Origin of the sequence: Nocardioides daejeonensis (genome assembly GCF_003194585.1) — a bacterium.
Taxonomy (GTDB): Bacteria; Actinomycetota; Actinomycetes; order Propionibacteriales; family Nocardioidaceae; genus Nocardioides; species Nocardioides daejeonensis.
In genome coordinates this window covers 711404-733909 of record NZ_QHKZ01000001.1, presented here as the reverse complement: position 1 = coordinate 733909, position 22506 = coordinate 711404, and the positions used below count along the sequence as shown (strand labels likewise).

Below are 22506 nucleotides of genomic sequence, written 5' to 3'. Positions count from 1 at the left end.
ACTCGGAGACATGCGCGCGACGACCCTGCACGGCACCCGCGACATCCGGCTCTCCGAGCTACCCGACCCGACGCTCGTCCAGCCCACGGATGCGATCGTGCAGGTCGTGGCGGGGTGCATCTGCGGCTCGGACCTGTGGCCCTACCGTGGGGAGAACCCGATCACTCCCGGGCAGACGATCGGCCACGAGTGCATCGGCGAGGTCGTCGACGTAGGCGCCGCGGTGCGCCACGTCCGACCGGGGGACTTCGTGGTCGTTCCCTTCGACCATTGCGACAACACCTGCGACCACTGCCGAGCGGGCGTGCACTCGGCCTGCGTGGAGCTGGGCTTCACCGTCAGCGGCCAGAGCGAACTGGCCCGCGTGACGCAGGCCGACGGGAGCCTGGTGCGCGTGCCGGAGGCGCCGGCAGCCGAGGACCACGCCGCACTCCTCGCGCTCTCCGACGTGATGCCGACCGGCTGGCACGCGGCGGTGAGTGCCGGCGTACGGCCGGGCGCGACCGCGGTGGTCGTCGGCGACGGAGCGGTCGGGCTGTGCGGCGTGCTCGCCGCAGCCACCCTCGGTGCAGAGCGGATCATCGCCATGTCGCGCCACGAGAGCAGGCAAGCCGTCGCACGACGTTTCGGCGCCACCGAGATCGTCGCCGAGCGTGGCCGCGAGGGCGTCGCGCGGGTCATGGAGCTCACCGCCGGTGTGGGCGCCGACGCCGTGCTCGAGTGCGTCGGCACCGACCAGTCCATGACCACCGCCGTGCGGGTGGCGCGCCCCGGCGCCACCGTCGGCCACGTCGGTGCGCCCCATGGTGTCCAGGTGCCGATCCGCCGGATGTTCGAGCGCAACATCGGGTTGCGCGGCGGCATGGCGCCCGTCCGCGCCTACCTCCCGGACCTGCTCGACCGGGTGCTCTCCGGCCGGCTGGACCCGAGCCCCGTCTTCGACCTGAGCCTGCCCTTGGCCGAGGTCGCGGCGGGCTACACCGCGATGGACGAACGGCAGGCGATCAAGGTGCTGCTGCGGCCCTGACCCCGGCTACCGGGACGGCGCCCGGCAGCTCCGGCGGCACGCAGTCGCAGCGCTCGCTGCACGGCAGGAAGCGGTGTGCCGGGTGCCCACACCGCGGGCATGGAAGGTCGTGTGAGAGATGGCGTGGACGCTCTCGGTCGGTGTCCCACATGCTCGGCTCCTCGGACGGTTCCTGCCTTGATCGGCAGCGCGACCGGACTCCTGAGGGATCCCACTCAGCCCAGTGCGTACGCCGTCACCTCGGTCGCCTTGACCGTGAAGACCACCGGCATCCCGGGGCGCAGGCGCAGTCCGAGCGCGGACGCCGCGGTGATGTCGGCGCTCAGCGCACCCGCACGGACCCGCACCAGGTCGCCGTGCGGCTCGATCGCGCTGACCTGTACGGGAAGCTCGTTGCGCGGCGACCCTTCGGTGTGCGCGGCATAGATGGCGACCGCGGTCGGGCGGAAGACGGCTCGACAGCGAACCCCGGGAGCGAGGGCAGGCGTCGGTGCCACGTGGATCCGCTGCCCGTCCGACGCGCGGACTGCCTCGCCGTCCCAGGCACCGTCGATCAGGTTGAGTCCGGCGATCCGCGCTGCGAAAGCGCTTCGCGGAGTGGCCAGCACCTCCGCGGCACGGCCGAGCTCGACCACGGATCCGTCCTCGATGACGGCGACCCGGTCTGCCAGCAGGACTGCGTCCAGCACGTCATGGGTGACGACGACCGTCGTCAGCCCCGGCAGGAGCTCGAGCAGGACCTGCCGGACCTCGGGCTTGGCGTCGATGTCGAGCGCGGAGAGTGGCTCGTCGAGCAGCAGCACCTCGGGGGCGGCGGCGAGTGCGCGGGCCAAGGCGACCCGCTGTGCCTGGCCGCCGGAGACCTGGTGGGGGCGTCGGGCGGCGAGCTCCGCCAGGCCCACACGCTCCAGAAGCGCCATCGCCTGTCTCTTGGCGGCAACCCGCTTGCTACCCAGGGCGCGCGGTCCGAAGGCGACGTTCTCCAGCGCGGTCAGGTGCGGGAAGAGCAGGGGGTCCTGGGCCAGCAGCCCGACCCCGCGCGCGTGCGGGGGAGTCCACACGGAGCGTCCCTCGGCAAGGTCGACGAGGGTGCGTGACCCCACCTGCACCCGTCCACTGTCCGGACGCACGAGTCCGGAGAGGACACCGAGCAGGGTCGACTTCCCGGCGCCGTTCGGCCCGAGCACCGCGAGCGTCTCACCGGGCTCGATCTGCAGCGAGAGCTGGACGCCGCGCTCGGCGACCGTCGCCTCCAGCTCGACGGCGACGCCCTCCGGACCGGAGGAGCCTCGAGCACTCACCATGCCCGCCCTCCTCGACGTGCCCAGCCCAGCACGACCACGGCGACGAGCACCAGCACCAGCGAGAGGGCCACCGCGGCGTCTGGGTCGGTCTCGCGCTGCAGGTAGATCTCCAGGGGCAGCGTCCGGGTCACGCCCTGGAGGCTGCCTGCGAAGGTGATGGTGGCACCGAACTCTCCGAGGCAGCGGGCGAAGGCGAGCACGGCCCCGGAGGCGAGGCCGGGCATCACCAACGGCAAGGTGATCCGACGGAGCACCGTGCCGGGTGAGGCGCCGAGCGTGGCCGCCACACGCTCGTACCGCTCACCGGCGGTGCGGAGCGCACCTTCCAGACTGACGACGAGGAACGGGAGGGCGACGAAGGTCTGAGCGAGCACCACCGCGGTGGTGCTGAAGGCGATCTCGATGCCGAGCACCTCCATGCTGTGCCCGAGCAGGCCCCGCCTGCCGAACGTGTAGAGCAGCGCGATGCCTCCGACCACGGGCGGAAGCACCAGGGGCAGCAGCACCAGCGAGCGCAGCAACCCCTGTCCCGGGAACCGGGTGCGGGCGAGCACCGTTGCCATCGGCACGCCCATCAGCACACACAGGAGCGTGCTCACGGTCGCCGTACGCAGGCTCAGCCAGAGTGCCGCGACCGACGACTCGCTGGTCACCAGTGCGAGGAAGTTCGTCCAGTCGACGCGCGCGACGATCGCGAGCAGCGGGACCAGCACGAAGGCTGCCCCGAGGAGTGCCGGAAGGAACACCCATCGGGGCAGCCCGACGCTGGAAGGCTCGCTCACGGAAGTGCGAATCCGGCACCCTCGAGGATGCTGCGCCCCTTCTCGGAGAGCACGAGGTCGGCGAAGGCGTTGGCGAGCTTCTCGTTGTCGCTGCCCTTGACTGTCGCGATCGGGTACTTGTTGAGGGTCGCCTCCGCCTCGGGGAAGGCGATGCCCTCGACCTTGTCGCCGGCAGCGATGACGTCGGTGACGTAGACCAGGCCGGCGTCCGCCTCGCCCGTGATCACCTTGTTGAGCACGTCGGTGACGCTCGCCTCCTCGCTGACCGGCTTCCAGTCGAGCTCGGCCGCCGCCTCAGCGCGGCCGGCGGCGGCACCGCACGGGACCTCCGGCGCACAGACGACGAGCTTGACTCCCGACTTGGCGAGGTCGGCCAGCGAGGTGATGCCTGCCGGGTTGCCCTTCGGCACGGCGATGATCAGGGTGTTCGTCGCGAAGAGCTGCGGCGCGTCGGCAGCGAGATCGTCGTCGACGAGCTTGGTCATGTTCGCCTCGTCGGCCGAGGCGAACACGTCGGCTCCCGCGCCGTTCTGGATCTGCGAGACCAGGTCGGAGCTGCCCGCGAAGTTGAACTCGACCTCCACGTCGTCATGCTGGTCCTCGAACTCGTCGGCCAACTGCTCGAAGGTCGTCTTGAGCGAGGCTGCGGCGTAGACGTGCAGCACTGTCTCGTCATCGTCGCTTCCGCAGGCGCCGAGGGTGCTCCCCAGCAGCAGGGCGGCCAGCCCGAGACTGACAAGCTTCGGGGTGCGGCGCATCTTCATGAGTGGTTGGCTCCTTCGACTTCCACGACGACATTGGTTGACTTGATCGAGGCGACCGCCACCGAGCCCGGCTCCAAGCCGAGCTCGCGGACCGCTTCGGTGCTCATCAGCGAGACCAGGCGGAACGGTCCGCACTGGATCTCGACCTGCGACATGACCCGGTCACTCACGATCTGGGTGACGAGCCCGACGAGCCGGTTCCTGGCGGAGCTCCGGGCATCGTGCGGAATCTCCGGTGCGACGGCATGGTCGCGAGCGACCAGCGCAACGTCCAGTCCGTCGACCACCTGACGCCCAGCATCGTCTGTCTCGGAGGACAGGAGGCCGCGCTCTACCCAGCGACGCACCGTGTCGTCGCTGACCCCCAGGTGGGCCGCCGCATCTTTTATCCGCAATTTCGGCACGAAGTGCAGATTGGTCCCGCATCTGCGGGTTGTCAAGGGTGTGGTTGGCTGTCTGCGTGTCGTCCTCCGCCTACTTCTCCCGCTCTGGCCCCGATCGCTTCGTCCCCACGGCACACGTCGGCGGCGCCTGGGCGCCGAACGAGCAGCACATCGCCCCCGCGTTCGGGTTGCTGTGCCACGCGGTCGAGCAGGACCGAGATCGGCGCCGTGCCGACGGCCTCCTGCTCAGCCGGCTCTCCTACGACATCCTCGGACCATTGCCGCTGGAGGAGGTCGCCGTCACGGTCTCGGTCCAGCGTCCAGGTCGCACCGTCGAACTGGTCGAGGCTGAGCTGTCCTGTGCAGGCCGGGTCGGCGTACGGCTACGCGCCTGGCTGCAGCGGCCGGAACGGACGGAAGAGCTGGCCGGCACCGAGCTTCCGGCGATGCCGCCCCGGGACCTGTTGCCGCGGGTCGCGAGCAGCGAGATCTGGCCGGGTGGGTTCATCGCCTCTCTCGACGTGCACCGCAGGCTCCTGACGCCCGGCCGCGGACAGGTCTGGGTGCACACCGACGTCCAGCTCATCGCGGGCGAGGAGGTCAGCCCGACCGCGAGCGCAGTCGGTCTGCTCGACGTGGCGAACGGCCTCTCCGTCCGGGCTGATCCCAGCAAGGTCTTCTTCCCCAACGTCGATCTCACCGCTCATCTCGTCCGCCGACCGGCCGGCGAGTGGATAGGGCTGGACACCACGGTCACCTTCGGTCCTGACGGCCTCGGACTGACCAGCACCGTCATCCACGACCTCGATGGGCCGCTCGGCGCCCTCCAGCAGGCACTCACCGTCCGTCCGCGCGCGGACCTGCCGGAGCGCAACGCATGAACGCACCCACGATCGTCGTGAGCGCGGTCGCGTTCGTGCGCGCCGGTCAGGTGCTCACGGTGCGCAAGCGCGGCACCGAGCGCTTCATGCTCGTCGGCGGCAAGCCGGAGCTGGGGGAGAGCGCTGCCGACGCCGCCATCCGCGAGACTCGTGAGGAGGTCGGCCTGGAGATCAGCGGGCTCCGGCTGCTCGGTGTCTTCGAGTCCGACGCGGCCAACGAGCCCGGTCACCTGCTCCGCTCGACGGTGTACACCGCCGCGTTGCCGGGGGAGCCGGCCCCCGCCGCGGAGATTGCCGAGCTCCGCTGGGTCCCTCTCGACAGCACGGACCCGCTGCTTGCGCCGATGCTGCGCGATCACGCACTCCCACGGCTGCGCGCGCTCGGAGAGACTGCGCGCAGCGCGACCGGCCCACACACCACGGAGTAGCGTGCCGGTATGAGCACTTCCACGCCTGCACTCGTCGTCGACCAGCCCGGAGGCCCCTTCGTGGCGCGCACGGTGGAGCGTCGTGCGCTGCGTGATGACGACGTGGCGATCGCGATCAGCCATGCCGGCATCTGTCACAGCGACATCCACCAGGTGCGCGAGGAGTGGGGTCGGGCCATCTTCCCGATGGTCCCGGGGCATGAGATCGCCGGCGTGGTCACCGAGATCGGTGCGGCCGTCACTGACGTGCGCGTCGGTGACCGGGTCGGCGTCGGCTGCATGGTCAACAGCTGTGGCGAGTGCGCGATGTGCAAGGACGGCTTCGAGCAGCACTGCGAGCGCGGTGCCGTGATGACCTACAACGGCCGGGACTACGACGGAGTCGTCACGCTGGGCGGCTACTCCCGGTCGGTCGTCGTGGGCGAGCGCTTCGTCTGCCCGATTCCGGAGGGGATCAGCAGCGCCGAGGCGGCGCCGCTGCTCTGTGCAGGCATCACCACCTACTCGCCGCTCCGGCGCTGGGGCGTCGGTCCCGGCAGCCGCGTCGGCGTGCTCGGCCTCGGTGGCCTGGGACACATGGGGGTGAAGTTCGCCGCCGCGATGGGGGCAGAGGTGACCGTCTTCTCGCGCACCTCGGCAAAGGCTGCCGATGCCTTGGCGCTCGGTGCGAGTCGGCACGTGGCCACCTCCGACCCAGACGCGCTGCGGCCGCTGCGCAACCACTTCGACGTCCTGCTCAACACCGTGAGTGCCGATCTCGACATGAACGCGCACCTCCGCACGGTCCGGCCCCGCGGGGTGATGGTCAACGTGGGTCTGCCCGGTGGCGACTACGGGGTCCGGCCGAGCATGCTGGTCGGCAACAGCCGGGTGCTGGCGGGTTCCAACATCGGCGGAATCGCCGAGACTCGCGAGATGCTGGAGTTCGCGGCGGCGCACGGCCTGGGCGCGAGCGTCGAGGTCATCGACGCCGACGATGTAGCCGACGCCTACGACCGTGTCGTCGCCGGCGACGTCCGCTATCGGTACGTCATCGACGTGTCGACGATCGAGGCCTGAGACACGGCGTGATGGGCTGAGTACGTGTACTAGCCACGGCCTAGGGGCCGCGCGATCGGCTGTTGCCGAGCAGCCAGGCGGCGGGCGGCGTGCCGCACCACGTCGCGCTCGGCTGGGTCGCGGACGACCTCGTGCGGGACGCCGCCCGAGAGCAGGGCCACCGGCTCGGTGAGCCAGGCCCAGGCGGCCCATGGTTCGACGCCCGCTGCCAGCAGTACGTCGAGGACACCGTCGAGATCGGTGCGCAGCTCGCCCATCGGGTCGAACTGGAAGGCGGGGATCATCGCCCCGCTCTCGGTGGGGACGATCAGGGCTCGACCAGCCGAGGCCGCCTTGTGCACCCAGAACCGGGCGGTGTCGAGGTGCTCGCCACGCAGTCTCCCGAGCGCCGCGTAGTCGAACCAGGGGGTGGTCACCAGGCGGGCACGCACTTCGGCCCGACGCCGGACCTGCAGCAGCCCGAGGGGAACGGCATGTGCGGGATCCTCACCCTGGTCACGCAGAGTCGCCTCCAGCTCGGTCAGCTCAGGCTCGGTCAGCGGCTCGCCCGTGCGCGGTGCTGTCCAGTGCACGCCGCGCGGGCTGCGCACGTAGGTCGGCAGGCCCGCCTCGGCAAGGGCGCCGGCCAGGTCCAGGGACTCGAGCCAGTCCGCGAGGTCGCGGCCGGCGTCGCGGGCCGCGGAACCCTCCGATCCAGATGTCATGGCGACTAGCCTGCCTCATGCCAACCACCGGGCGACGAGGTACTCTCCCGTCGTCGACCGGCTGCCATGCTGAGCTCCACGCTACGAACGCCGGAGCCCCCTCCCGACAGGCACCCTGAACCATGAGCGCACCGTCCACGCCCTCCCTTCACCGGACCTTCGTCAAGGTCTGCGGACTCCGTACCGCGGCTGATGTCGAGACGGCGATCACCGCGGGCGCGGACGCTGTGGGCTTCGTGATGGCGGCCGGCTCTCCCCGCCACCTCGAAGAGGCGGAGCTCGCCACTCTGGTGGCCGCCGTCGGCGGCCGGGCCCAGATCGTGCTTGTGCTGCGCGGCGTGCCGGTCGCCGAGGCTCTGGCGCTCCACGACCGCGTCGGCGCCGACGTGCTGCAGCTGCACGGCTATGCACCGGCAGACGAACAGCTGGTCGTCGCCGCAGGCGTGCCGCTGTGGATCGCCCGTGGCCCCGCCGACGCGAGCGGCGGCCAGGTTGGCGGGAGCGGAGAGACGGCCTGGCTCGTCGACTCGCCCGAGGCCGGCTCGGGCGAGGCCTGGGACCACTCGGCGTTCGTGCCGCCGCATGGCCGGTGGCTGGTAGCCGGCGGGTTGGCACCGGAGAACGTCACGGCCGCCATCCACGAGCTGCGTCCGTGGGGCGTGGACGTCTCGAGTGGCGTCGAGTCCACCCGGGGCGTGAAGGACCAGGCCCGGATCCGGGCCTTCCTTGCCGCGGCTCGTAGCGCATGACGCGACCCTGGACCCCCTGGCGGACGATCTTCGCCTTCGGGCTGGTGTCGCTGACCGCAGACATGGTCTACGAAGGCATGCGCTCGGTCGCCGGCCCGTTCCTCGGCTCGCTGGGTGCCTCAGCGCTTGTCGTCGGCATGGTCACCGGTGCGGGCGAGGCGATGGCGCTGGTGCTGCGCCTCGTGACCGGCCCGTACGCCGACCGCTCCGGCGAGCACTGGCGCCTCACCTTCGTCGGCTACGCGATGACGGCGGTCGCCGTCCCCCTGCTGGCGATCGCACCGTTCGTCGGCGGGGCCGGTCTGGTGGTCGGCAGCGCACTGATCCTGATCGAGCGCACCGGCAAGGCGGTGCGGTCACCTTCGAAGTCCGCTCTGCTGGCGGGGATGACCGAGACGGTCGGTCGGGGGAGAGGGTTCGGCGTACACAAGGCGCTCGACCAGGTCGGCGCCTTCGCCGGGCCTTTGGTGGTCGCGGCAGTGGCCGCCTGGACGGGTCACCTCTGGGCGGCGTTCCTGGTGCTCGCGATCCCCGGGATGATCTCGATCATGCTGCTGGCGTTGTTGCGCCGACGGATGCCTGTGGTGCTGGAGGGCGCCGACGGCGTGCCGCCCCCAGGAGTCGCTGTCGGGAAGCAGCGACTTCCGCTGCGCTTCCACCTCTTCTCCGCCGGCTGCGCGCTGAGCACGCTCGGCCTGATGACCTTCGGCGTGATCTCCTACGCGCTGGTCGAGCAGGGCACAGTCCGGGCCGCCTGGGTGCCGGTGGTCTATGCCGGAGCGATGGCGGTCGGTGCCGTCGCCGCTCTCGGCACCGGCGTGATCTACGACCGCGTCAGCGGGCGGATCCTGCTGGCCCTGCCGTTCCTGGTGGCTCTGGTGCCGGTCCTCGCGTTCCGTAGCTCCGTCGCTCCTGCACTGGCAGGCATCGGGGTGTGGGCGCTGGCTACCGGCGTCCAGGACTCCACCGTGAAGGCATTGGTCGCCGACCTGGTCCCGCGTCAGCGGCTCGGCAGTGCCTACGGCACCTTCGCCGCCCTGCTCGGCGTGGCGGCGCTCGCCGGCGGCACGCTGGCGGGCGCCCTCTACGAGCACCACGCCGGCACCCTGATCGCCGTCGTCGCGGCGGCGCAGGTAGCAGCTCTCGGCCTGGTCATGGCCGCACTGCGTGGGCGAAATGCAGTCCCCGTCGGCTGATCCGCACCACTAGGCTTCTCGGTTATGAGCAGCGCGCATCCAGCCGACAGCCACGAACTCATCCGCGTGCAGGGAGCGCGCGTCAACAATCTCAAGGACATCACGGTCGAGATCCCCAAGCGCCGGCTGAGCGTCTTCACCGGCGTCTCCGGCTCGGGCAAGAGCTCGCTGGTGTTCGGCACGATCGCCTCGGAGTCCCAGCGGATGATCAACGAGACGTACAGCACCTTCGTGCAGGGCTTCATGCCCTCGCTGGCCCGACCCGACGTGGACGTCCTGGAAGGCCTGACGCCTGCGATCATCGTCGACCAGGAGCGCCTCGGAGCCAACCCGCGATCCACCGTCGGCACGGTCACCGACGCCAACGCCATGCTCCGGGTGCTCTTCAGCAGGCGGAGCACGCCGTACGTCGGCCCGCCTCCAGCCTTCTCGTTCAACATCCCCACCCGCAAGGCAGGCGGCGCGATGATCACCGAGAAGGCGGGGGGCAAGGTCGAGAAGAAGGTGGTGCGCAACCAGGTCTATCTCGGTGGCATGTGCGCCGAGTGCGAGGGGCGCGGCACCGTCTCCGACCTCGACCTCAGCCAGATCGTCGACGAGAGCAAGTCGCTGGTCGATGGAGCCATCCTGGTGCCGGGCTACACCGCAGACGGCTGGATGGTGGCCGCGTTCAAGGTTGCCGTGCCGGCTGACGTGCCGATCAGCGAGCTCACCCCGGAGCAGCGAGCGGACTTCCTCTACGCCGAGCCACGCAAGGTCAAGGTCGAGAAGATCAATGTGACCTACGAAGGCCTCATCCCCAAGATCCGCAAGTCGATGTTCAGCAAGGACATCGACTCGCTGCAGCCGCACATCCGGGCGTTCGTGGAGCGCGCGGCGGTCTTCGCGGCCTGCTCGGCATGCGGCGGGACCCGGCTCAACGAGGCTGCCCGCAGCGCCACCATCGACGGCGTCTCCATCGCGGACGCCTGCCAGATGCAGATCACCGACCTCGCCGCCTGGCTGCGCAGCGTCGATCCGACCGGCATCGAGCCGTTGATCGCCTCGCTCCAGCATCTGCTCGACGCCTTCGCCGAGATCGGCCTGGGCTACCTCTCGCTGGACCGGCCCTCGGGGTCGCTCTCGGGCGGGGAGGCGCAGCGCACGAAGATGATCCGGCACCTCGGCTCGTCGTTGACCGACGTCACCTACGTCTTCGACGAGCCGACCATCGGACTGCACCCGCACGACATCCAGCGGATGAACGAGCTGTTGCTGCGACTGCGCGACAAGGGCAACACCGTGCTGGTCGTCGAGCACAAGCCTGAGACGATCGCCATCGCCGACCACATCGTCGACCTCGGCCCCCGGGCCGGTGGCGCCGGCGGGCAGATCACCTACCAGGGCGACCTTGCCGGGCTCCGGGCCAGCGACACGCTGACCGGGCGGCACCTCGATGACCGGACGACGGTGAAGGAGACGGTGCGCACGGCCACCGGGAGTCTGGAGATCCGTGGTGCCCGCGCGCACAACCTGCGCGACGTCGACGTCGACATCCCGCTCGGCGTCTTGGCCGTGGTCACGGGCGTAGCCGGATCGGGCAAGAGCACGCTGATCCACGGGTCGGTAGCCGGGCGTGAGGGCGTGGTCGAGATCGACCAGGGAGCGATCAAGGGATCACGGCGCAGCAATCCTGCGACGTACACGGGTCTCCTCGAGCCGATCCGCAAGGCTTTCGCCAAGGCGAACGGCGTCAAGCCTGCGCTCTTCAGCGCGAACTCGGAGGGTGCCTGCGAGGCCTGCAAGGGAGCCGGCGTGATCTATACCGAGCTCGGCTTCATGGACACGGTCTCGACGCCGTGTGAGGACTGCGGGGGTGTCGGCTTCCAGGCAGAGGTGCTCGACTACACCTACGGCGGCAGCAACATCGCCGAGGTGCTCGCGATGTCGGCGGCCGAGGCGCTCGAGTTCTTCTCCGCAGGTGACGCGAAGCTGCCGCCTGCGGCGAAGATCCTCGGCCGGATCGTCGACGTCGGGCTGGGCTACCTCACGATCGGCCAACCGCTGACGACGCTCTCCGGTGGCGAGCGGCAGCGTCTGAAGCTGGCCGCGCAGATGGCCGACAAGGGGGAGATCTACATCCTCGACGAGCCGACCACCGGCCTGCACCTCGCCGACGTCGAGAACCTGCTCGGTCTCCTCGACCGCCTCGTGGACTCCGGCAAGTCCGTGATCGTGATCGAGCACCACCAAGCCGTGATGGCCCACGCCGACTGGATCATCGACCTCGGCCCCGGTGCGGGCCACGACGGCGGGACCGTCGTCTTCCAGGGCACCCCGGCCGAGCTGGTCGCCGATGCCTCCACGCTCACCGGCCAGCACCTGGCGGCGTACGTCGCCCCCTGAGCAGCTCCCCAGAGAGGAATCATCGATGTCACGAGCGGTCCAGATCACCTTCGACGCCCACGACCCGCGCCGGCTCTCCCTCTTCTGGGCGGCCGTGCTGGGCTACGTACATCCGGCTCCGCCAGGAGTGGAGCTGGCCGAGGGCGAGGACCCGCTGGCCGCCTGGGACTGCTTCCTGGCGAGCATCGGCGTACCGGAGCAGGCATGGAACTCCCGTTCGGCGATCGAGGACCCCGCCGGCACCGGCCCGCGGCTCTTCTTCCAACAGGTGCCGGAGTCGAAGACGGTCAAGAACCGCGTGCACCTCGACGTCCGGATCGCCCCCGGGCTCGCCGGTGACGAGCGGATGGCTGCGCTCGAGGCCGAGTCGGACCGGCTCGTCCTGCTCGGTGCCACACGCGGCCAGCGCACGGATCCGGCTCCGCCGATGGAGGCCGGCTTCATCGTCATGGCCGACCCGGAGGGCAACGAGTTCTGTCTGGATTGAGAGGGTGACGGGCATGACGCAGAGCGCGCGTGTGGCGGCGGTCGCCAGGGAGCAGCTGCACACCTTCAGCAAGACCGTGCAGGACGAGATCACCCTGATCGAGGGAATGGGCGTCGCCGGGGATGCGCATGCCGGGACGCTGGTGCAGCACCGCTCCCGCAAGCGGCGCAACCCGAACGTCGTGAACCTGCGCCAGGTGCATCTGATCCACCGCGAGCTGCTCGACGAGGCCAGGGCCGCTGGACACGACGTACCGCCGGGTGCCCTGGGCGAGAACGTGCTGACCGAGGGTGTCGACCTGCTCCGACTGCCCACCGACACCCGGCTGCAGATAGGCGAGACGGTGCTCCGCCTGACCGGGCTGCGCAACCCGTGCAGCCAGATCAACGACTTCTCGGCAGGGCTGCTCAAGGTCGTGGTCGCACGTGTGGACGGCATCCACTCGGAGTCGGAGGTGGGGCTCGGCCCGACGGGAGGGGCAGAGAGCATCGACGGTGTCGGCATCGTGCGCAAAGCAGGGGTGATGGCGGTCGTCGAGCGGGGCGGCGTGATCCGAGCCGGAATGGAGATCGCTATCGAGCTGCCGCCCGCACCGCACCGCCCGCTCGCGCCGGTCTAGGCGGCGAGCGCATGGGTTGCGAGACCGAAGACGTGGAGATCCGCAGGGCCGGGCCGCGGGACGCCGAGCCGCTGGCCGACCTCCACCTGGATGTCTGGGAGGAGGCCTATACGGGCCTGATCCCCGAGCGGATTCTGCTGGAACGGCGCGACCGCCGTCGCGAGCGGATCGAACGCTGGCGGCAGATCCTGACGGTCGATGCCCATCCCTCCTGGGTCGCGGTGGATACCGAGCCTGGTCTCCTCGGCTTCGCCACCTCGGGATACAAGCCCGATGCCTCCTCCGCAGAGCTGCCGTCCCTGCGCCTCATGGCGCTCTACGTGCGCCAGCGCTGCTACGGCACCGGCCTCGGCTCCCGGCTGCTTGCTACGGCCGTCGGCGATCGTGCAGCGCACCTGTGGGTGCTGGACGGCAACCTGCGCGCGATCTCCTTCTACCGGCGGCACGGATTCGTCTTCGACGGGCACTCCGAGCTGGACGATCACGGCCGGGAGCGTCGCATGGTCAGGGCTCGATCGCAGGTGCGCTGAGTACGACGAGCTCGCGGGTGGCGCGGGTCATCGCGACGTAGCGGTCGACCCCGCCTTCGATGCCGCTCCCGAACTGCTCCGGGTCGACCAGGACGACGAGGTCGAACTCGAGCCCCTTGGCCAGTCCCGGTGTCAGCCACTGCACCCGAGGGTCGCCCGGCTGCTCGGCGGCGCCGATGACGCAGACGGTGCCCTCCGCATGGTGGGCACTCCACGCCGCCAGGAGCGTGTCGAGCTCGTGCACAGCACCCTGCCGCACCTCGATCCCAGAGGAGCGGACCGAGCGCGGGATGTTGGCATCGGGCAACACCTCGCGGATCTGCGCTGCAGCGCGCTCCATCACCTCGCGCGGAGTCCGGTAGTTCACCGTCAGCAGGGCGTGGCGGATCCGCTGCACCCCCACCCTGGCAAGACGCTCCGCCCAGCTCTCGCTGAACCCCCGGCGGGCCTGGGCGCGATCGCCGACCACGGTCAGGCTTCGCGCGGGGCAGCGGGCCAGGAGCATCTGCCATTCGGCGTCGGTGAGCTCCTGCGCCTCGTCGACCACGATGTGCGCGAAGGGACCGTCCAGACGCCCGATGTCCGAGCGTGCGGCGGGCGCATGCTCGACCAACGCGGCGCGCAGGTCCTCGCCGTGGAGCATCGCCATCACACCCTCACCGTGGATGTCGGAAGCCTGCAGGTGGCTGACCACGTCGTCCATCTCGGCGCGCTGTGCGGCCTCCTCGGCGGCAGCCCGCCGGGCGCGCCGGGCCGTGTGCCGGTCGCCGAGCCGGCGGCGGGCAGCGTCGATCAGGGGAACGTCCGACCTCGTCCAGGCATCGCCCTGCTCGCGTCGCAGCAGCCCACGCTCCGCTGCGGTCAGGTCGGGCGCGCAGCGGCGCAGGTAGGCAGGGACGGTCCAGAGATCCGCGACGAGTTCCTCGGCATCCAGCACCGGCCAGGCGCCACCGATGGCGTCGAGCAGCGCCGGACACTGGGCCAGCGCTCGCCGGGCGCCGGTAGGGGAGGCGCCGGACTCCAGCTGAGCGTGCTTGTCGACCAACCGGTCGAGTAGCGCCTCCCAGACCTGCTCCCGTGCCTCGTTGTGCGGCGTACCGGGGTCGGGTGCGGCGAAGGCCTCGGCCCAGTCCTCGGTACTCAGCCACACCTCGGCCCAGGGGGTCTCGACCAGGAGGCCCTGGCTCGGCGGCTCCTCGTAGAGAGCCACGGCCGGCTCGACGGCCTCAACCAGGTCGGCGCGCGCCTTGAGCGCGGCGACGTCCGGGTCGGCCTCCGGCGGCAGGTCCCGGCCGCCAGGGACGAGATCGAGCACCGTGCACGTGAGCACACCCTCCTCTCCGAGGCCCGGCAGGATGTCGGCGACGTAGTTGAGGTAGGGCTGGTGCGGTCCTACGAACAGGATCCCGCCCCGCCCCTCGCGCAGCCGCGGGTCCGCGTGCAGGAGGTACGCCGCCCGGTGCAGGGCGACGACCGTCTTGCCGGTCCCGGGGCCACCGTCGACCACGAGCGTGCCCTGGGATCCCGCGCGGATGATGGCGTCCTGGTCCGCGGCCAGCGTGCTCAGGACGTCCCGCATCCGCGCGGTCCTGCTGGCGCCCAGGCTGGCCAGGAACGCCGAGTCCGCGTCGAGAGCGAGCGGGGTGCCGATATCGGGTCCGAGCGACTCGTCCCAGTAGTCGACGATCTGCCCCTGCCACCAGCGGTAGCGCCGCCGGCTGGCCAGGCCACGCGGATGGGCCGACGTCGCCGCGAAGAACGGCTCGGCAGCGGGTGCTCGCCAGTCGACCAGGAGCCGTCGGCCGTCGCGGTCGGAGAGGCCGATCCGTCCGAGATGGATCACCTCACCCTCGGTGGTGACCATCCGCCCCAGGCACACGTCGAGGCCCGCGCGACGCAGGTGGGCCGCCCGGGCCGCGAGGCGGCGTACCTCCTGATCGCGGTCCAGCGCCCGCTGTCCTCCCCCCGCGTCGAGACGGCGGGCTGCGGTGAGCCGAGCCTCCACGCGATGGAGGTCGTCCGCGAGCGCCTCGGCGACGCTTCGGAGATGCTGTTCGTCGGCCTCGATCAGCTCGGCCGCGCGCTTGGCGTGCAACTCGTCGGGCAGGGCGAAGACAGGGGTCGGGGTGGGCGGCACTCGATCAACTCCGGGGCAGGCAGGGCGGGGGAGTGGCGATTGTGGGGCACGGTGGGGGCCTTGCCGCAAGGCCCCCACTCGGCTATACCTTGGAAGTGGCGGAGGGTTGCCTGACCCGACGGGTCACTGCGTCGCGCGGCCCATCTCCCGGAACTGGTCCACCATCGTCGCGAACGCGTCGGGGGCGTGTTCGCCCGGTTCGTAGGTGACCGACTGCAGGACGCCGGTCCACGGAAAGGTGCCCTTGCGCTGCGCCAGTTCCCAATGCACCGGGGAGCGGCGGTCGCGGCCGATGTTGAGCCCGTTGAAGGGCACCAGCCAGGTCAGCTGGACGAACTCCTCGCTGGTCGCCACCACGGCGCCGTCGATGAGCACCTCGACGAGCCAGCGCGCCTTGCCCGGGGCGGTGACTGCGACACTGATCCGGCGTGCGCCAACGGGCACCGGAGCGGGAGTCGTGCTCACCATCGGGCCGAAGGCGTTCTCGGCGAAGACGACATGGCCTTCCTCCACATAGAGGAGATAGCCCGCCTCCTGCCCGCCGTGGGCCACCAGCACGCCCTCGTCACCAGGCCGGTAGCCGGCCAGGTCGGCATGGATCTGGAACGACCGCCCGTCGATGAGGTGACTGGATCGGTAGCGTTCCACCGTGCCGTTCTCCGGGAGGAAGAGCTGGGGTCGGGTGGAGAGCTGCTCGTCGACCGGGTTGCGGGAGAACCAGTGCACCGGCGTGCCGTCGACCATCGGGAGCACCTGGTTCTGGTCAGCGGCCTCGTCCCATGCTGCCGTCAGCTCGGCGACCAGGTCTGGGTGCAGCTCCGCCAGGTCCCGCATCTGGTTGACGTCGGTAGCGGTGTCGTAGAGCTCCCACCGGTCGTCACGGAAGGGGGTGAGCGGCTTGCGGATCGCGACCGCCTCCCAGCCGTCGCGGTAGTAGGCACGCTCGCCGAAGCACTCCAGGTACTGCTCGGTGTGGGCGGTGGGAAGGGAGCCGTCGCGCAGGTGCGGGGCACAGCTCACCCCGTCGAGGGGATCGGCGGCGAGTCCTTGCCGCTCGGTTGCCGTCGGTACGCCCGCCAGCTCCAACAGGGTCGGCATGATGTCGGTGACATGCGTGTACTCGTGGCGGATCTGGCCACCGACCTCGCCCAGGCCGCGCGGCCAGGAGACGAGACACGCGACCTGGTTGCCCCCGCGGAAGCTCGAGAACTTGTGCCGGCGGAACGGGGTGTTGGAGGTGGTCGCCCAGCCGACCGGGTTCGCCGGCCACGTGCGTGGGCCACCGATCAGCTCGAGCAGGGGCAGCTCCTCGGGGATCCGCTCCTCCATCGGTCGCCTGGCGTTGCCGTTGAGCGACGACATGTGCTGCGGGTTGCCGATGTGCGTGCCGCCGTCGGAGGCGGCGCCGTTGTCGGAGAGGAAGACGAAGACGGTGTTGTCGAGCACGCCCAGCCTGTCCAGGACGCCTCGGATCCGGCCGACCGACTCGTCGATGGTGCCGACCATCGCCGCGAAGACCTCTTGGTAACGGGCAGCGAGGCGCTGGCCGCCCTCCGGCATCTCCGCCCAGGGGAGCACGGGCTTGTCCGGGGCGTCGCTGAGGGGCGGGAGAACGGCGTCCCCAGGCACCAGGCCCATCTCCTTCTGACGAGCGAAGCGCTCCGCCCGCACCTCGTCCCAACCGCGGTCGTACTGTCCGGCGAATTCGGCGATGTCCTCCGGCTTCGCGTGCAGCGGCGTGTGTACGGCGCCGTGCGCGTAGTAGAGGAAGAAGGGCTTGGCAGGCTGGTCGGTCACGGCGTCGGTGATCATCCGCAGCGCCCGCTCGGTGAGATCGTCGGTGAGGTAGTAGCCCTCGGGGTACTGGTCGACGTCGACCGGGTTGTTGCCCTCGTAGAGCTGGTGGGGATGGAAGAAGTTGGTCTGCGCCTCGAGGAAGCCGTAGAACTGGTCGAACCCGCGCTGGAGCGGCCAGGAGTGCTTGCTGCCCCCGACGCCGAGATCCCGCTCCTTGCACAAGTGCCACTTGCCGACCATCAGCGTGCTGTAGCCCTGGTCGCGCAGGGTCTCCGCGATGGTGGGCTGGTTCGGCGGGAGCTCGGCGGCATAGCCCGGGTAGCCGGGATCGACGTTGCAGACGCCGCCGATGCCGACCGCGTGCGCATTGCGGCCGGTGAGGAGAGCAGCGCGCGTGGGAGAGCAGGTGGGCGTCACGTGGAAGTTGGCCAGCCGCACCCCCTCGCCAGCGACGGCGTCGAGGTGCGGAGTCGGGATCTCGGAGCCGAACGGGCCGATGTCGGAGTAGCCCAGGTCGTCCACGATCATCACGACCACGTTGGGCGCGCCCGCGGGCGAGGACACCCGCGGCGGCCACCAAGGCTTCGACTGCGACATGGCATCGGTGATCTTGCCGGCGAAGGCGGGCGTGGGCTCGGGCATGCAGACTCCTTGGTGGGGGACCGCCCGAGGTTAAGACAGTGTCTTAACCAGGAGGGGTCGGGGTCCCGTCGAGTGGGCACCGCGACTACGCTGCCGGGGTGCCGCCACCGACCGACCCTCGCGAGGCGCTCATCGCCGTGGCTGAGCGCCTCTTCGCCGAGCACGGTCCGGACGGCGTCTCCCTGCGCGACATCGCCCGCGCGGCCGGGCAACGGAACAACTCAGCGGTGCAGTACCACTTCGGGGGCCGCGACCAGCTGGTCGCCGAGGTCTTCCGCCGCCGGATGACCGAGATCAACGCCGTCCGGGTCGCCCGGCTCGACGACGCGGAGGCAGGACCAGATCCCGACCTTGCCGACCTGGTGACGTTGGTGCTCGAACCCCTGGCCGACCACGTGCGGCGGGCGGGCTCCGGTTCGACCTACGCCCAGTTCATGGTGCGCACGATGACGACGGTGGACTTCCGCCAGTCCCTGTTGGCCGAAGCCAACGAGGTGCAGGTGCGGATCGGTGAGCGGATGCGGCGCCACCTCGCCCACCTCGACGATGCCACCGCCAGGCGTCGCATCGAGCTCGGGTTGGAGATGGCGGTCGGCGCCTTGGCCGCCTTCGAGCGCCGCTGGAACATCGGTGCCGTGGACGAGGGCGACCTGCCTGAAACGGTGGCTGAGATCGTGGCGATGACGGCCGCAGGACTCCAGGCGCCGGACGTCTCGTCAGCACGATAGGCAGCGGCACGAGCCCGGAGTACCGTGGACGAGGGGGTGGTTGCAGACGCAGGAGAGGAGCCCTGGCCATGGCACACGGCGACATCACTCACATCGACATCCCGGTGGCGGACATGGAGCGCGCGAAGGCGTTCTACTCCTCGGTCTTCGGCTGGCAGATCGCGGCGCCACCGGGCTTCGAGGACTACCCGATGTGGCAGGCACCGAACGAGATCAGCGGGGGAGGACTGGCGCCTCGCAGCCCCGACTTCCAACAACCGCGCTCCTATGTCGAGGTCGACTCCATCGATGACGCGATCGCCGCAGCGATCGACGGCGGCGGCCAGCTGGCGATGCCGCGGGCCCAGATCAGCCCCACCAGCTGGTGGGCGGCAGTCACCGACCCGGACGGCAACGTCATCGGGCTCTACGAGGGCAGCACCGAGGTCTCCTGACGCAGGGAGGTCGCTCAGGCGTCACGAGAGCGAAGCTCGATGACCGTGACGTCGGACGGCGCCCCCACGCGGGTGGGAGGACCCCACGCACCCGCACCGCGGGTCACATAGAGCTGCGTGTCGCCGTACCGCTCGAGTCCGGCGACCGTCGGATTGGCCAGGCCGGCCACGAGGTTGCCGGGCCACAGCTGCCCGCCGTGGGTGTGCCCGGAGAGTTGCAGGTCGACGCCGTACTCGACGGCCCGATGCACCTGGACCGGCTGGTGAGCCATGAGTACGACCGCCCGCGCGGGGTCGCGGTCGCCGAGTGCCCGCTCGTAGTCGGGCCCGGCGTCGTAGCGCGAGCCCATCTCGTCGTTGACGCCGGCGAGATCGAAGCCGGGGAGCTCGACGCGTGCGTTCTGGAGCGGGAGGAGCCCCAGATCCTGGAAGTGGTCGACCCACTGGCCCGCACCGGAGATGTACTCGTGGTTGCCGGTGACGAAGAAGGCACCGTGCCGCGCACTGAGCCGCGCCAGGGGAGCGGTGGCGCGGGCGAGATCCTCCACGTCGCCGTCCACCACGTCGCCCACCACAGCGACGAGGTCGGCGCCGGTGTCGTTGACCGTCGCGACCACGCGCTCGGCGAAGCCGCGCCCCAGTGTCGGGCCGAGATGGATGTCGCTCACCACGGCAATGCGAAAGCCGTCGGCCGAGCGGGGCAGCCGGTGCAAGGGCACCGTGACACGCCGGACCTTAGGTCCACGAAGCACCGACCACGTGCCGTGGCCGACCGTCGCCACTGCGACGCCCACCGCACCTGTCGCCACTGCCCGGGCGACCAGCTGACGGCGGTCCAGCACAGCCTGCACCGGTGCCGTGGGCGGTGGCGGCTTCGCTTGCTCCGAGACGGTGGATGCAGACTTCTCCCGAGCGATCCGGCGCGCGGCGCATCGCACGGCGCATCGCACGGCGTCGGCCGCGGCGAGTGCCAGCACCAGATAGAGGAAGACGGCCAGCCAGAGGTACCCCGGCCACGCCAGGAGCCGCACCAGCCAGAACGGAGGGTCCAGGAGCCTGGTTGTGATCGTCCCTGCCACGCAGAACGGGCCCGCCAGGAACAGCACCGTGCCGACGCGTCGTGCCCGGGTGGTGCGCGTCGTGTCACGCACCAGCCGTCGCCAGGCGTAGACGTGGGCGGCGATCACGAGACCGAGAACGGCGAGTCCGATGAGCACGCCGATCACGATCACCTGGGAAGTCTCACATGCCGCCCCAGCGATGCCGTCGCTCGCTACCCCTTGTCGCGCGGGGTATACGGTGTAGCAAGCGAGGCTTCCAGTGCGGCGGCCACTGCGGCGGCGTCGCGCTGAGCGAGCCCTTCCGGGTAGGCCGGCAGCAGGTCGTCCCAGACCGGAAGCCAGGATCCGAAGAACTGCGCCTGTCCCTCGGGGCGGGCGAAGAACCAGATGTGCAGATGCGCCCCGCCGTCACCGATGCGATAGGTGTGCGCACGCGCGACGTGGGGGAGAGCCTCCATGGCACGGGTGATGTGCACCTGCAGGACGCCCAGCTCAGCGGCGAGCTCGTCCGGGAGGTCGGCCATGTCATGGTGCGCGCGGGGGATCAGCATCAGCACCAACGGCACACCGACGCCGTCGATCCGCTTCAGGCGCCAACGCTCGTTGGACCAGACTGCATCGTCTTGTCGACATGTCGCGCAGGTAGCCGGATCCTCGTCGAAGCGCGGCTTCTCCGGCTCCGGGTCACGCAGTGGTACGACGCGCAGCCCGTCCTGCTCGAAGGGCGCCACCTCCCACATCGTCATGCGAGAGAGCGGGAGCCGGCGCTCGTCGTCGGCCGCTGACAGGGCGTGTTTGTGGAACTCCTCCGGTGTCATCGCCATGAGGCGAGCGTAGGTGCTTGCCCGCCACGGAGGACGTATCCCCGCGGAGTCCGGCTACCGAATGAGTCGACTCAAGGGCGGTCGGCGGGCGGCGTCAGCGTGTTCTGGCGACGAACGATCCACCAGGCGCCGGCGCGGCGTACGAAGACGTAGAGGGCGCTCATCTCCGGCGCCTCGCCCCGGTCTGCTTGGTCGGCGGTCGACCAGGCGAGCTTCGTGACCACTGCGACATCCGGCGCCACGAGGGTGAGGTCGCTGACCCGGCAGTGGGCGGTTGCGGTGGTGAGCGCTCCGCGGGCAAGTCCCGCCCGGGTCGCCTCATCGATGACGGGACGGCCGCGCAGCACCGCGCCGACGGCGGTCGTGACGATGGCGTCCTCAGCCATGCGTCGCATGAGCAGGTCGGGCTGGTTCGTGTTGAAGCCGCGCTCGACGTCGGCGATCACGGCGTGCAGTTCGGCGACGTCGGCGGCGGTGGGTTCCAGGGTGGTGGCAGTCATGGGTACAGTCGACTTCATCAAGTGCACTTGACGTCAAGGACGGACCATGACCGAGATCCCGAGTGCTGCGATCTGGCTGAAGCCCGGCCAGGTCGCCCGCCGTGCCGGCGTGGCCGTCTCCACGCTGCACTACTACGAGCAGGTCGGGCTGATCACAAGCCGGCGTACCCCGGGGGACCGGCGCGAGTACCGCCGCGACACACTCCGGTTGATCGCCTTGATCCGGGCGTCGCAGACGCTGGGAATCCCGCTGGCCCGGATCAAGGCGGCGTTGGACGAGCTCCCGCACGAGCACCCACCGACGAAGCGAGACTGGGCGCGCCTGGCTCGACAGTGGCGCACCGATCTCGACCGCCGGATCGCGCGCCTGGTTGCGCTGCGGGACAACCTGGCGAACTGCATCGGGTGTGGCTGCCTGTCGCTGACGTCGTGCCCCTACACGAACCCCGAGGACACGTTGGGGGAGGAGGGGCCAGGAGCGCGGCGCCTCGTCTCAGAGTGAGGCCGCGTCGTCGGCGCCGGGTAGTCCGGTCGGCAGGCCGTCGATGCTCCACCGGTTCTTCTCCTGCTGATAGGCGACCAGGCCGTCGTCACCCTTCTTGCGCGCCCAGCGCTCCATGAGGTCACGCTGGCCCTCGAACTCCATCAGCGGTACGCCGTAGCCACAGGAGGTCTGCACCAGGTCGACCTCGAGATCGTAGATGTTGCGGGCTCCGAGCAGCGGCGGAAAGAGGGCCTGGAGCTGGTCCCACTCCGGATCGCCTGCGTGCAGGCAGCGCGCGACGCCGTACAGGCGGAGGATCAGGGGCTCGCGTGCGAAGGAGCAGAACATCAGGGTCATCCGCGGCGTGTCCAACAGGTGCGCCGCAGTCTCGTTGCCGCTCCCTGTGCCGTTGACCCAGACAACGCGGTGGGGGGAGAGGACCCGCAGCGAGTCCAGGCCCTTCGGCGAGACGTTCACGCGCCCGTCGCGGGCAGCGGTGCCCACGAAGAACATCTGCTGCGCATCGATGAAGGCGCGCAGGCGGTCGGTGATCTGGTGAAGCTGCGTGGCCATCGTCCGCCCCTGTCGTCTGTGCCGGTGG

General features: G+C 70.4%; 24 protein-coding genes. 13 read left to right on the top strand and 11 right to left on the bottom strand.

The window, feature by feature from the left end; all coding sequences use genetic code 11:
* Positions 1–10 precede the first annotated feature (10 nt).
* The gene (locus tag DNK54_RS03500) at positions 11–1027 is read left to right on the top strand and encodes a zinc-dependent alcohol dehydrogenase family protein (protein ID WP_110205525.1); all 1017 of its coding nucleotides are present in this window, start codon (positions 11–13) and stop codon (positions 1025–1027) included.
* Positions 1028–1242: 215 nt separating this feature from the next.
* Here the strand turns inward: DNK54_RS03500 and DNK54_RS03495 are convergent, their stop codons facing one another.
* Genes DNK54_RS03495 through DNK54_RS03480 form a run of 4 tightly spaced genes read right to left on the bottom strand, consistent with a single transcriptional unit; the run spans position 1243 to position 4281 of the window.
* Positions 1243–2331 (bottom strand): sulfate/molybdate ABC transporter ATP-binding protein, encoded by a 1089-nt coding sequence (locus DNK54_RS03495; RefSeq protein WP_110205524.1) that lies wholly within the window; start codon positions 2329–2331, stop codon positions 1243–1245.
* Positions 2325–3113 (bottom strand): ABC transporter permease, encoded by a 789-nt coding sequence (locus DNK54_RS03490; protein ID WP_239459886.1) that lies wholly within the window; start codon positions 3111–3113, stop codon positions 2325–2327. The genes DNK54_RS03495 and DNK54_RS03490 overlap by 7 nt, the downstream gene beginning before the upstream one ends.
* Complete coding sequence (modA, locus tag DNK54_RS03485; RefSeq protein WP_110205523.1) at positions 3110–3877, bottom strand: molybdate ABC transporter substrate-binding protein; 768 nt, start codon at positions 3875–3877, stop codon at positions 3110–3112. The genes DNK54_RS03490 and modA overlap by 4 nt, the downstream gene beginning before the upstream one ends.
* Positions 3874–4281 (bottom strand): TOBE domain-containing protein, encoded by a 408-nt coding sequence (locus DNK54_RS03480; RefSeq protein ID WP_110205522.1) that lies wholly within the window; start codon positions 4279–4281, stop codon positions 3874–3876. The genes modA and DNK54_RS03480 overlap by 4 nt, the downstream gene beginning before the upstream one ends.
* 56 nt (positions 4282–4337) lie before the next feature.
* Here DNK54_RS03480 and DNK54_RS03475 point away from each other — a divergent pair, with 56 nt between their 5' ends.
* The 3 genes from DNK54_RS03475 to DNK54_RS03465 are packed head-to-tail and all read left to right on the top strand — an operon-like array spanning position 4338 to position 6628.
* Entirely contained in the window at positions 4338–5141 is an 804-nt protein-coding gene (locus DNK54_RS03475) for a thioesterase family protein (protein ID WP_110205521.1), read from the top strand.
* Positions 5138–5569: an NUDIX hydrolase gene (locus DNK54_RS03470; protein ID WP_110205520.1), complete on the top strand. Its 432-nt coding sequence runs from the start codon at positions 5138–5140 to the stop codon at positions 5567–5569. Before DNK54_RS03475 ends, DNK54_RS03470 begins: the two co-directional genes overlap by 4 nt.
* Positions 5570–5578: 9 nt before the next feature.
* Positions 5579–6628 carry an NAD(P)-dependent alcohol dehydrogenase gene (locus DNK54_RS03465; RefSeq protein ID WP_110205519.1) on the top strand — a complete coding sequence of 350 codons (1050 nt, stop codon included), beginning with the start codon at positions 5579–5581 and terminating at the stop codon, positions 6626–6628.
* A 29-nt stretch (positions 6629–6657) separates the two neighbouring features.
* Here the strand turns inward: DNK54_RS03465 and DNK54_RS03460 are convergent, their stop codons facing one another.
* Positions 6658–7332, bottom strand: coding sequence for a hypothetical protein (locus tag DNK54_RS03460; protein ID WP_110205518.1), 675 nt, complete (start codon positions 7330–7332; stop codon positions 6658–6660).
* A gap of 122 nt (positions 7333–7454) precedes the next feature.
* On the opposite strand from DNK54_RS03460, the gene DNK54_RS03455 reads away from it, so the two are divergent.
* From DNK54_RS03455 to DNK54_RS03430, 6 genes are read left to right on the top strand one after another with little or no spacing between them, the layout of a single operon-like run.
* Complete coding sequence (locus DNK54_RS03455) at positions 7455–8081, top strand: phosphoribosylanthranilate isomerase (protein ID WP_110205517.1); 627 nt, start codon at positions 7455–7457, stop codon at positions 8079–8081.
* Positions 8078–9277 (top strand): MFS transporter, encoded by a 1200-nt coding sequence (locus DNK54_RS03450; protein WP_110205516.1) that lies wholly within the window; start codon positions 8078–8080, stop codon positions 9275–9277. Before DNK54_RS03455 ends, DNK54_RS03450 begins: the two co-directional genes overlap by 4 nt.
* Before the next feature lie 24 nt (positions 9278–9301).
* Positions 9302–11662 (top strand): ATP-binding cassette domain-containing protein, encoded by a 2361-nt coding sequence (locus DNK54_RS03445; protein WP_110205515.1) that lies wholly within the window; start codon positions 9302–9304, stop codon positions 11660–11662.
* Between the two features lie 25 nt (positions 11663–11687).
* Positions 11688–12149 (top strand): VOC family protein, encoded by a 462-nt coding sequence (locus tag DNK54_RS03440; protein WP_110205514.1) that lies wholly within the window; start codon positions 11688–11690, stop codon positions 12147–12149.
* 13 nt (positions 12150–12162) lie between these two features.
* Positions 12163–12768, top strand: a complete 606-nt coding sequence (locus DNK54_RS03435) for an MOSC domain-containing protein (protein ID WP_204164397.1) — start codon at positions 12163–12165, stop codon at positions 12766–12768.
* A gap of 11 nt (positions 12769–12779) precedes the next feature.
* Positions 12780–13298 (top strand): GNAT family N-acetyltransferase, encoded by a 519-nt coding sequence (locus tag DNK54_RS03430; protein ID WP_110205513.1) that lies wholly within the window; start codon positions 12780–12782, stop codon positions 13296–13298.
* Here the strand turns inward: DNK54_RS03430 and helR are convergent.
* A complete protein-coding gene (gene helR, locus DNK54_RS03425; RefSeq protein WP_110205512.1) occupies positions 13273–15435 on the bottom strand; it encodes an RNA polymerase recycling motor ATPase HelR in 2163 nt (720 codons plus the stop codon). The two genes, DNK54_RS03430 and helR, sit on opposite strands and share 26 nt — an antisense overlap.
* A 123-nt stretch (positions 15436–15558) precedes the next feature.
* Positions 15559–17874 (bottom strand): arylsulfatase, encoded by a 2316-nt coding sequence (locus tag DNK54_RS03420; protein WP_110205511.1) that lies wholly within the window; start codon positions 17872–17874, stop codon positions 15559–15561.
* 98 nt (positions 17875–17972) lie between these two features.
* Between DNK54_RS03420 and DNK54_RS03415 the strand changes: the two genes are divergently transcribed.
* Complete coding sequence (locus tag DNK54_RS03415; RefSeq protein ID WP_110205510.1) at positions 17973–18602, top strand: TetR/AcrR family transcriptional regulator; 630 nt, start codon at positions 17973–17975, stop codon at positions 18600–18602.
* Between the two features lie 68 nt (positions 18603–18670).
* Positions 18671–19036 (top strand): VOC family protein, encoded by a 366-nt coding sequence (locus DNK54_RS03410; protein ID WP_110205509.1) that lies wholly within the window; start codon positions 18671–18673, stop codon positions 19034–19036.
* Between the two features lie 14 nt (positions 19037–19050).
* Here the strand turns inward: DNK54_RS03410 and DNK54_RS03405 are convergent, their stop codons facing one another.
* From DNK54_RS03405 to DNK54_RS03395, 3 genes are all read right to left on the bottom strand, one after another.
* Positions 19051–20268, bottom strand: coding sequence for a metallophosphoesterase (locus DNK54_RS03405; protein ID WP_110205508.1), 1218 nt, complete (start codon positions 20266–20268; stop codon positions 19051–19053).
* A gap of 41 nt (positions 20269–20309) precedes the next feature.
* Positions 20310–20921: an HIT family protein gene (locus tag DNK54_RS03400; protein ID WP_110205507.1), complete on the bottom strand. Its 612-nt coding sequence runs from the start codon at positions 20919–20921 to the stop codon at positions 20310–20312.
* Between the two features lie 71 nt (positions 20922–20992).
* Positions 20993–21421, bottom strand: coding sequence for a YybH family protein (locus tag DNK54_RS03395; protein WP_204164396.1), 429 nt, complete (start codon positions 21419–21421; stop codon positions 20993–20995).
* Positions 21422–21467: 46 nt separating this feature from the next.
* On the opposite strand from DNK54_RS03395, the gene soxR reads away from it, so the two are divergent.
* Positions 21468–21923 carry a redox-sensitive transcriptional activator SoxR gene (soxR, locus tag DNK54_RS03390; protein ID WP_110205506.1) on the top strand — a complete coding sequence of 152 codons (456 nt, stop codon included), beginning with the start codon at positions 21468–21470 and terminating at the stop codon, positions 21921–21923.
* Here soxR and DNK54_RS03385 read toward each other — a convergent pair.
* Complete coding sequence (locus tag DNK54_RS03385) at positions 21915–22478, bottom strand: pyridoxamine 5'-phosphate oxidase family protein (RefSeq protein WP_110205505.1); 564 nt, start codon at positions 22476–22478, stop codon at positions 21915–21917. The two genes, soxR and DNK54_RS03385, sit on opposite strands and share 9 nt — an antisense overlap.
* Positions 22479–22506: the final 28 nt, after the last annotated feature.

Excerpts from the sequence above, each read along its gene's own strand:
- DNK54_RS03445 (WP_110205515.1), top strand. The coding sequence starts at position 9,302 with ATGAGCAGCGCGCATCCAGCCGACAGCCACGAACTCATCCGCGTGCAG.
- DNK54_RS03495 (WP_110205524.1), bottom strand. The coding sequence starts at position 2,331 with ATGGTGAGTGCTCGAGGCTCCTCCGGTCCGGAGGGCGTCGCCGTCGAG.
- DNK54_RS03385 (WP_110205505.1), bottom strand. The coding sequence starts at position 22,478 with ATGGCCACGCAGCTTCACCAGATCACCGACCGCCTGCGCGCCTTCATC.
- DNK54_RS03465 (WP_110205519.1), top strand. The coding sequence starts at position 5,579 with ATGAGCACTTCCACGCCTGCACTCGTCGTCGACCAGCCCGGAGGCCCC.
- DNK54_RS03450 (WP_110205516.1), top strand. The coding sequence starts at position 8,078 with ATGACGCGACCCTGGACCCCCTGGCGGACGATCTTCGCCTTCGGGCTG.
- DNK54_RS03395 (WP_204164396.1), bottom strand. The coding sequence starts at position 21,421 with ATGACTGCCACCACCCTGGAACCCACCGCCGCCGACGTCGCCGAACTG.
- DNK54_RS03500 (WP_110205525.1), top strand. The coding sequence starts at position 11 with ATGCGCGCGACGACCCTGCACGGCACCCGCGACATCCGGCTCTCCGAG.
- DNK54_RS03460 (WP_110205518.1), bottom strand. The coding sequence starts at position 7,332 with ATGACATCTGGATCGGAGGGTTCCGCGGCCCGCGACGCCGGCCGCGAC.
- DNK54_RS03430 (WP_110205513.1), top strand. The coding sequence starts at position 12,780 with ATGGGTTGCGAGACCGAAGACGTGGAGATCCGCAGGGCCGGGCCGCGG.
- DNK54_RS03400 (WP_110205507.1), bottom strand. The coding sequence starts at position 20,921 with ATGGCGATGACACCGGAGGAGTTCCACAAACACGCCCTGTCAGCGGCC.
- modA (WP_110205523.1), bottom strand. The coding sequence starts at position 3,877 with ATGAAGATGCGCCGCACCCCGAAGCTTGTCAGTCTCGGGCTGGCCGCC.
- DNK54_RS03435 (WP_204164397.1), top strand. The coding sequence starts at position 12,163 with ATGACGCAGAGCGCGCGTGTGGCGGCGGTCGCCAGGGAGCAGCTGCAC.
- DNK54_RS03410 (WP_110205509.1), top strand. The coding sequence starts at position 18,671 with ATGGCACACGGCGACATCACTCACATCGACATCCCGGTGGCGGACATG.
- DNK54_RS03420 (WP_110205511.1), bottom strand. The coding sequence starts at position 17,874 with ATGCCCGAGCCCACGCCCGCCTTCGCCGGCAAGATCACCGATGCCATG.
- DNK54_RS03455 (WP_110205517.1), top strand. The coding sequence starts at position 7,455 with ATGAGCGCACCGTCCACGCCCTCCCTTCACCGGACCTTCGTCAAGGTC.
- DNK54_RS03440 (WP_110205514.1), top strand. The coding sequence starts at position 11,688 with ATGTCACGAGCGGTCCAGATCACCTTCGACGCCCACGACCCGCGCCGG.
- soxR (WP_110205506.1), top strand. The coding sequence starts at position 21,468 with ATGACCGAGATCCCGAGTGCTGCGATCTGGCTGAAGCCCGGCCAGGTC.
- DNK54_RS03470 (WP_110205520.1), top strand. The coding sequence starts at position 5,138 with ATGAACGCACCCACGATCGTCGTGAGCGCGGTCGCGTTCGTGCGCGCC.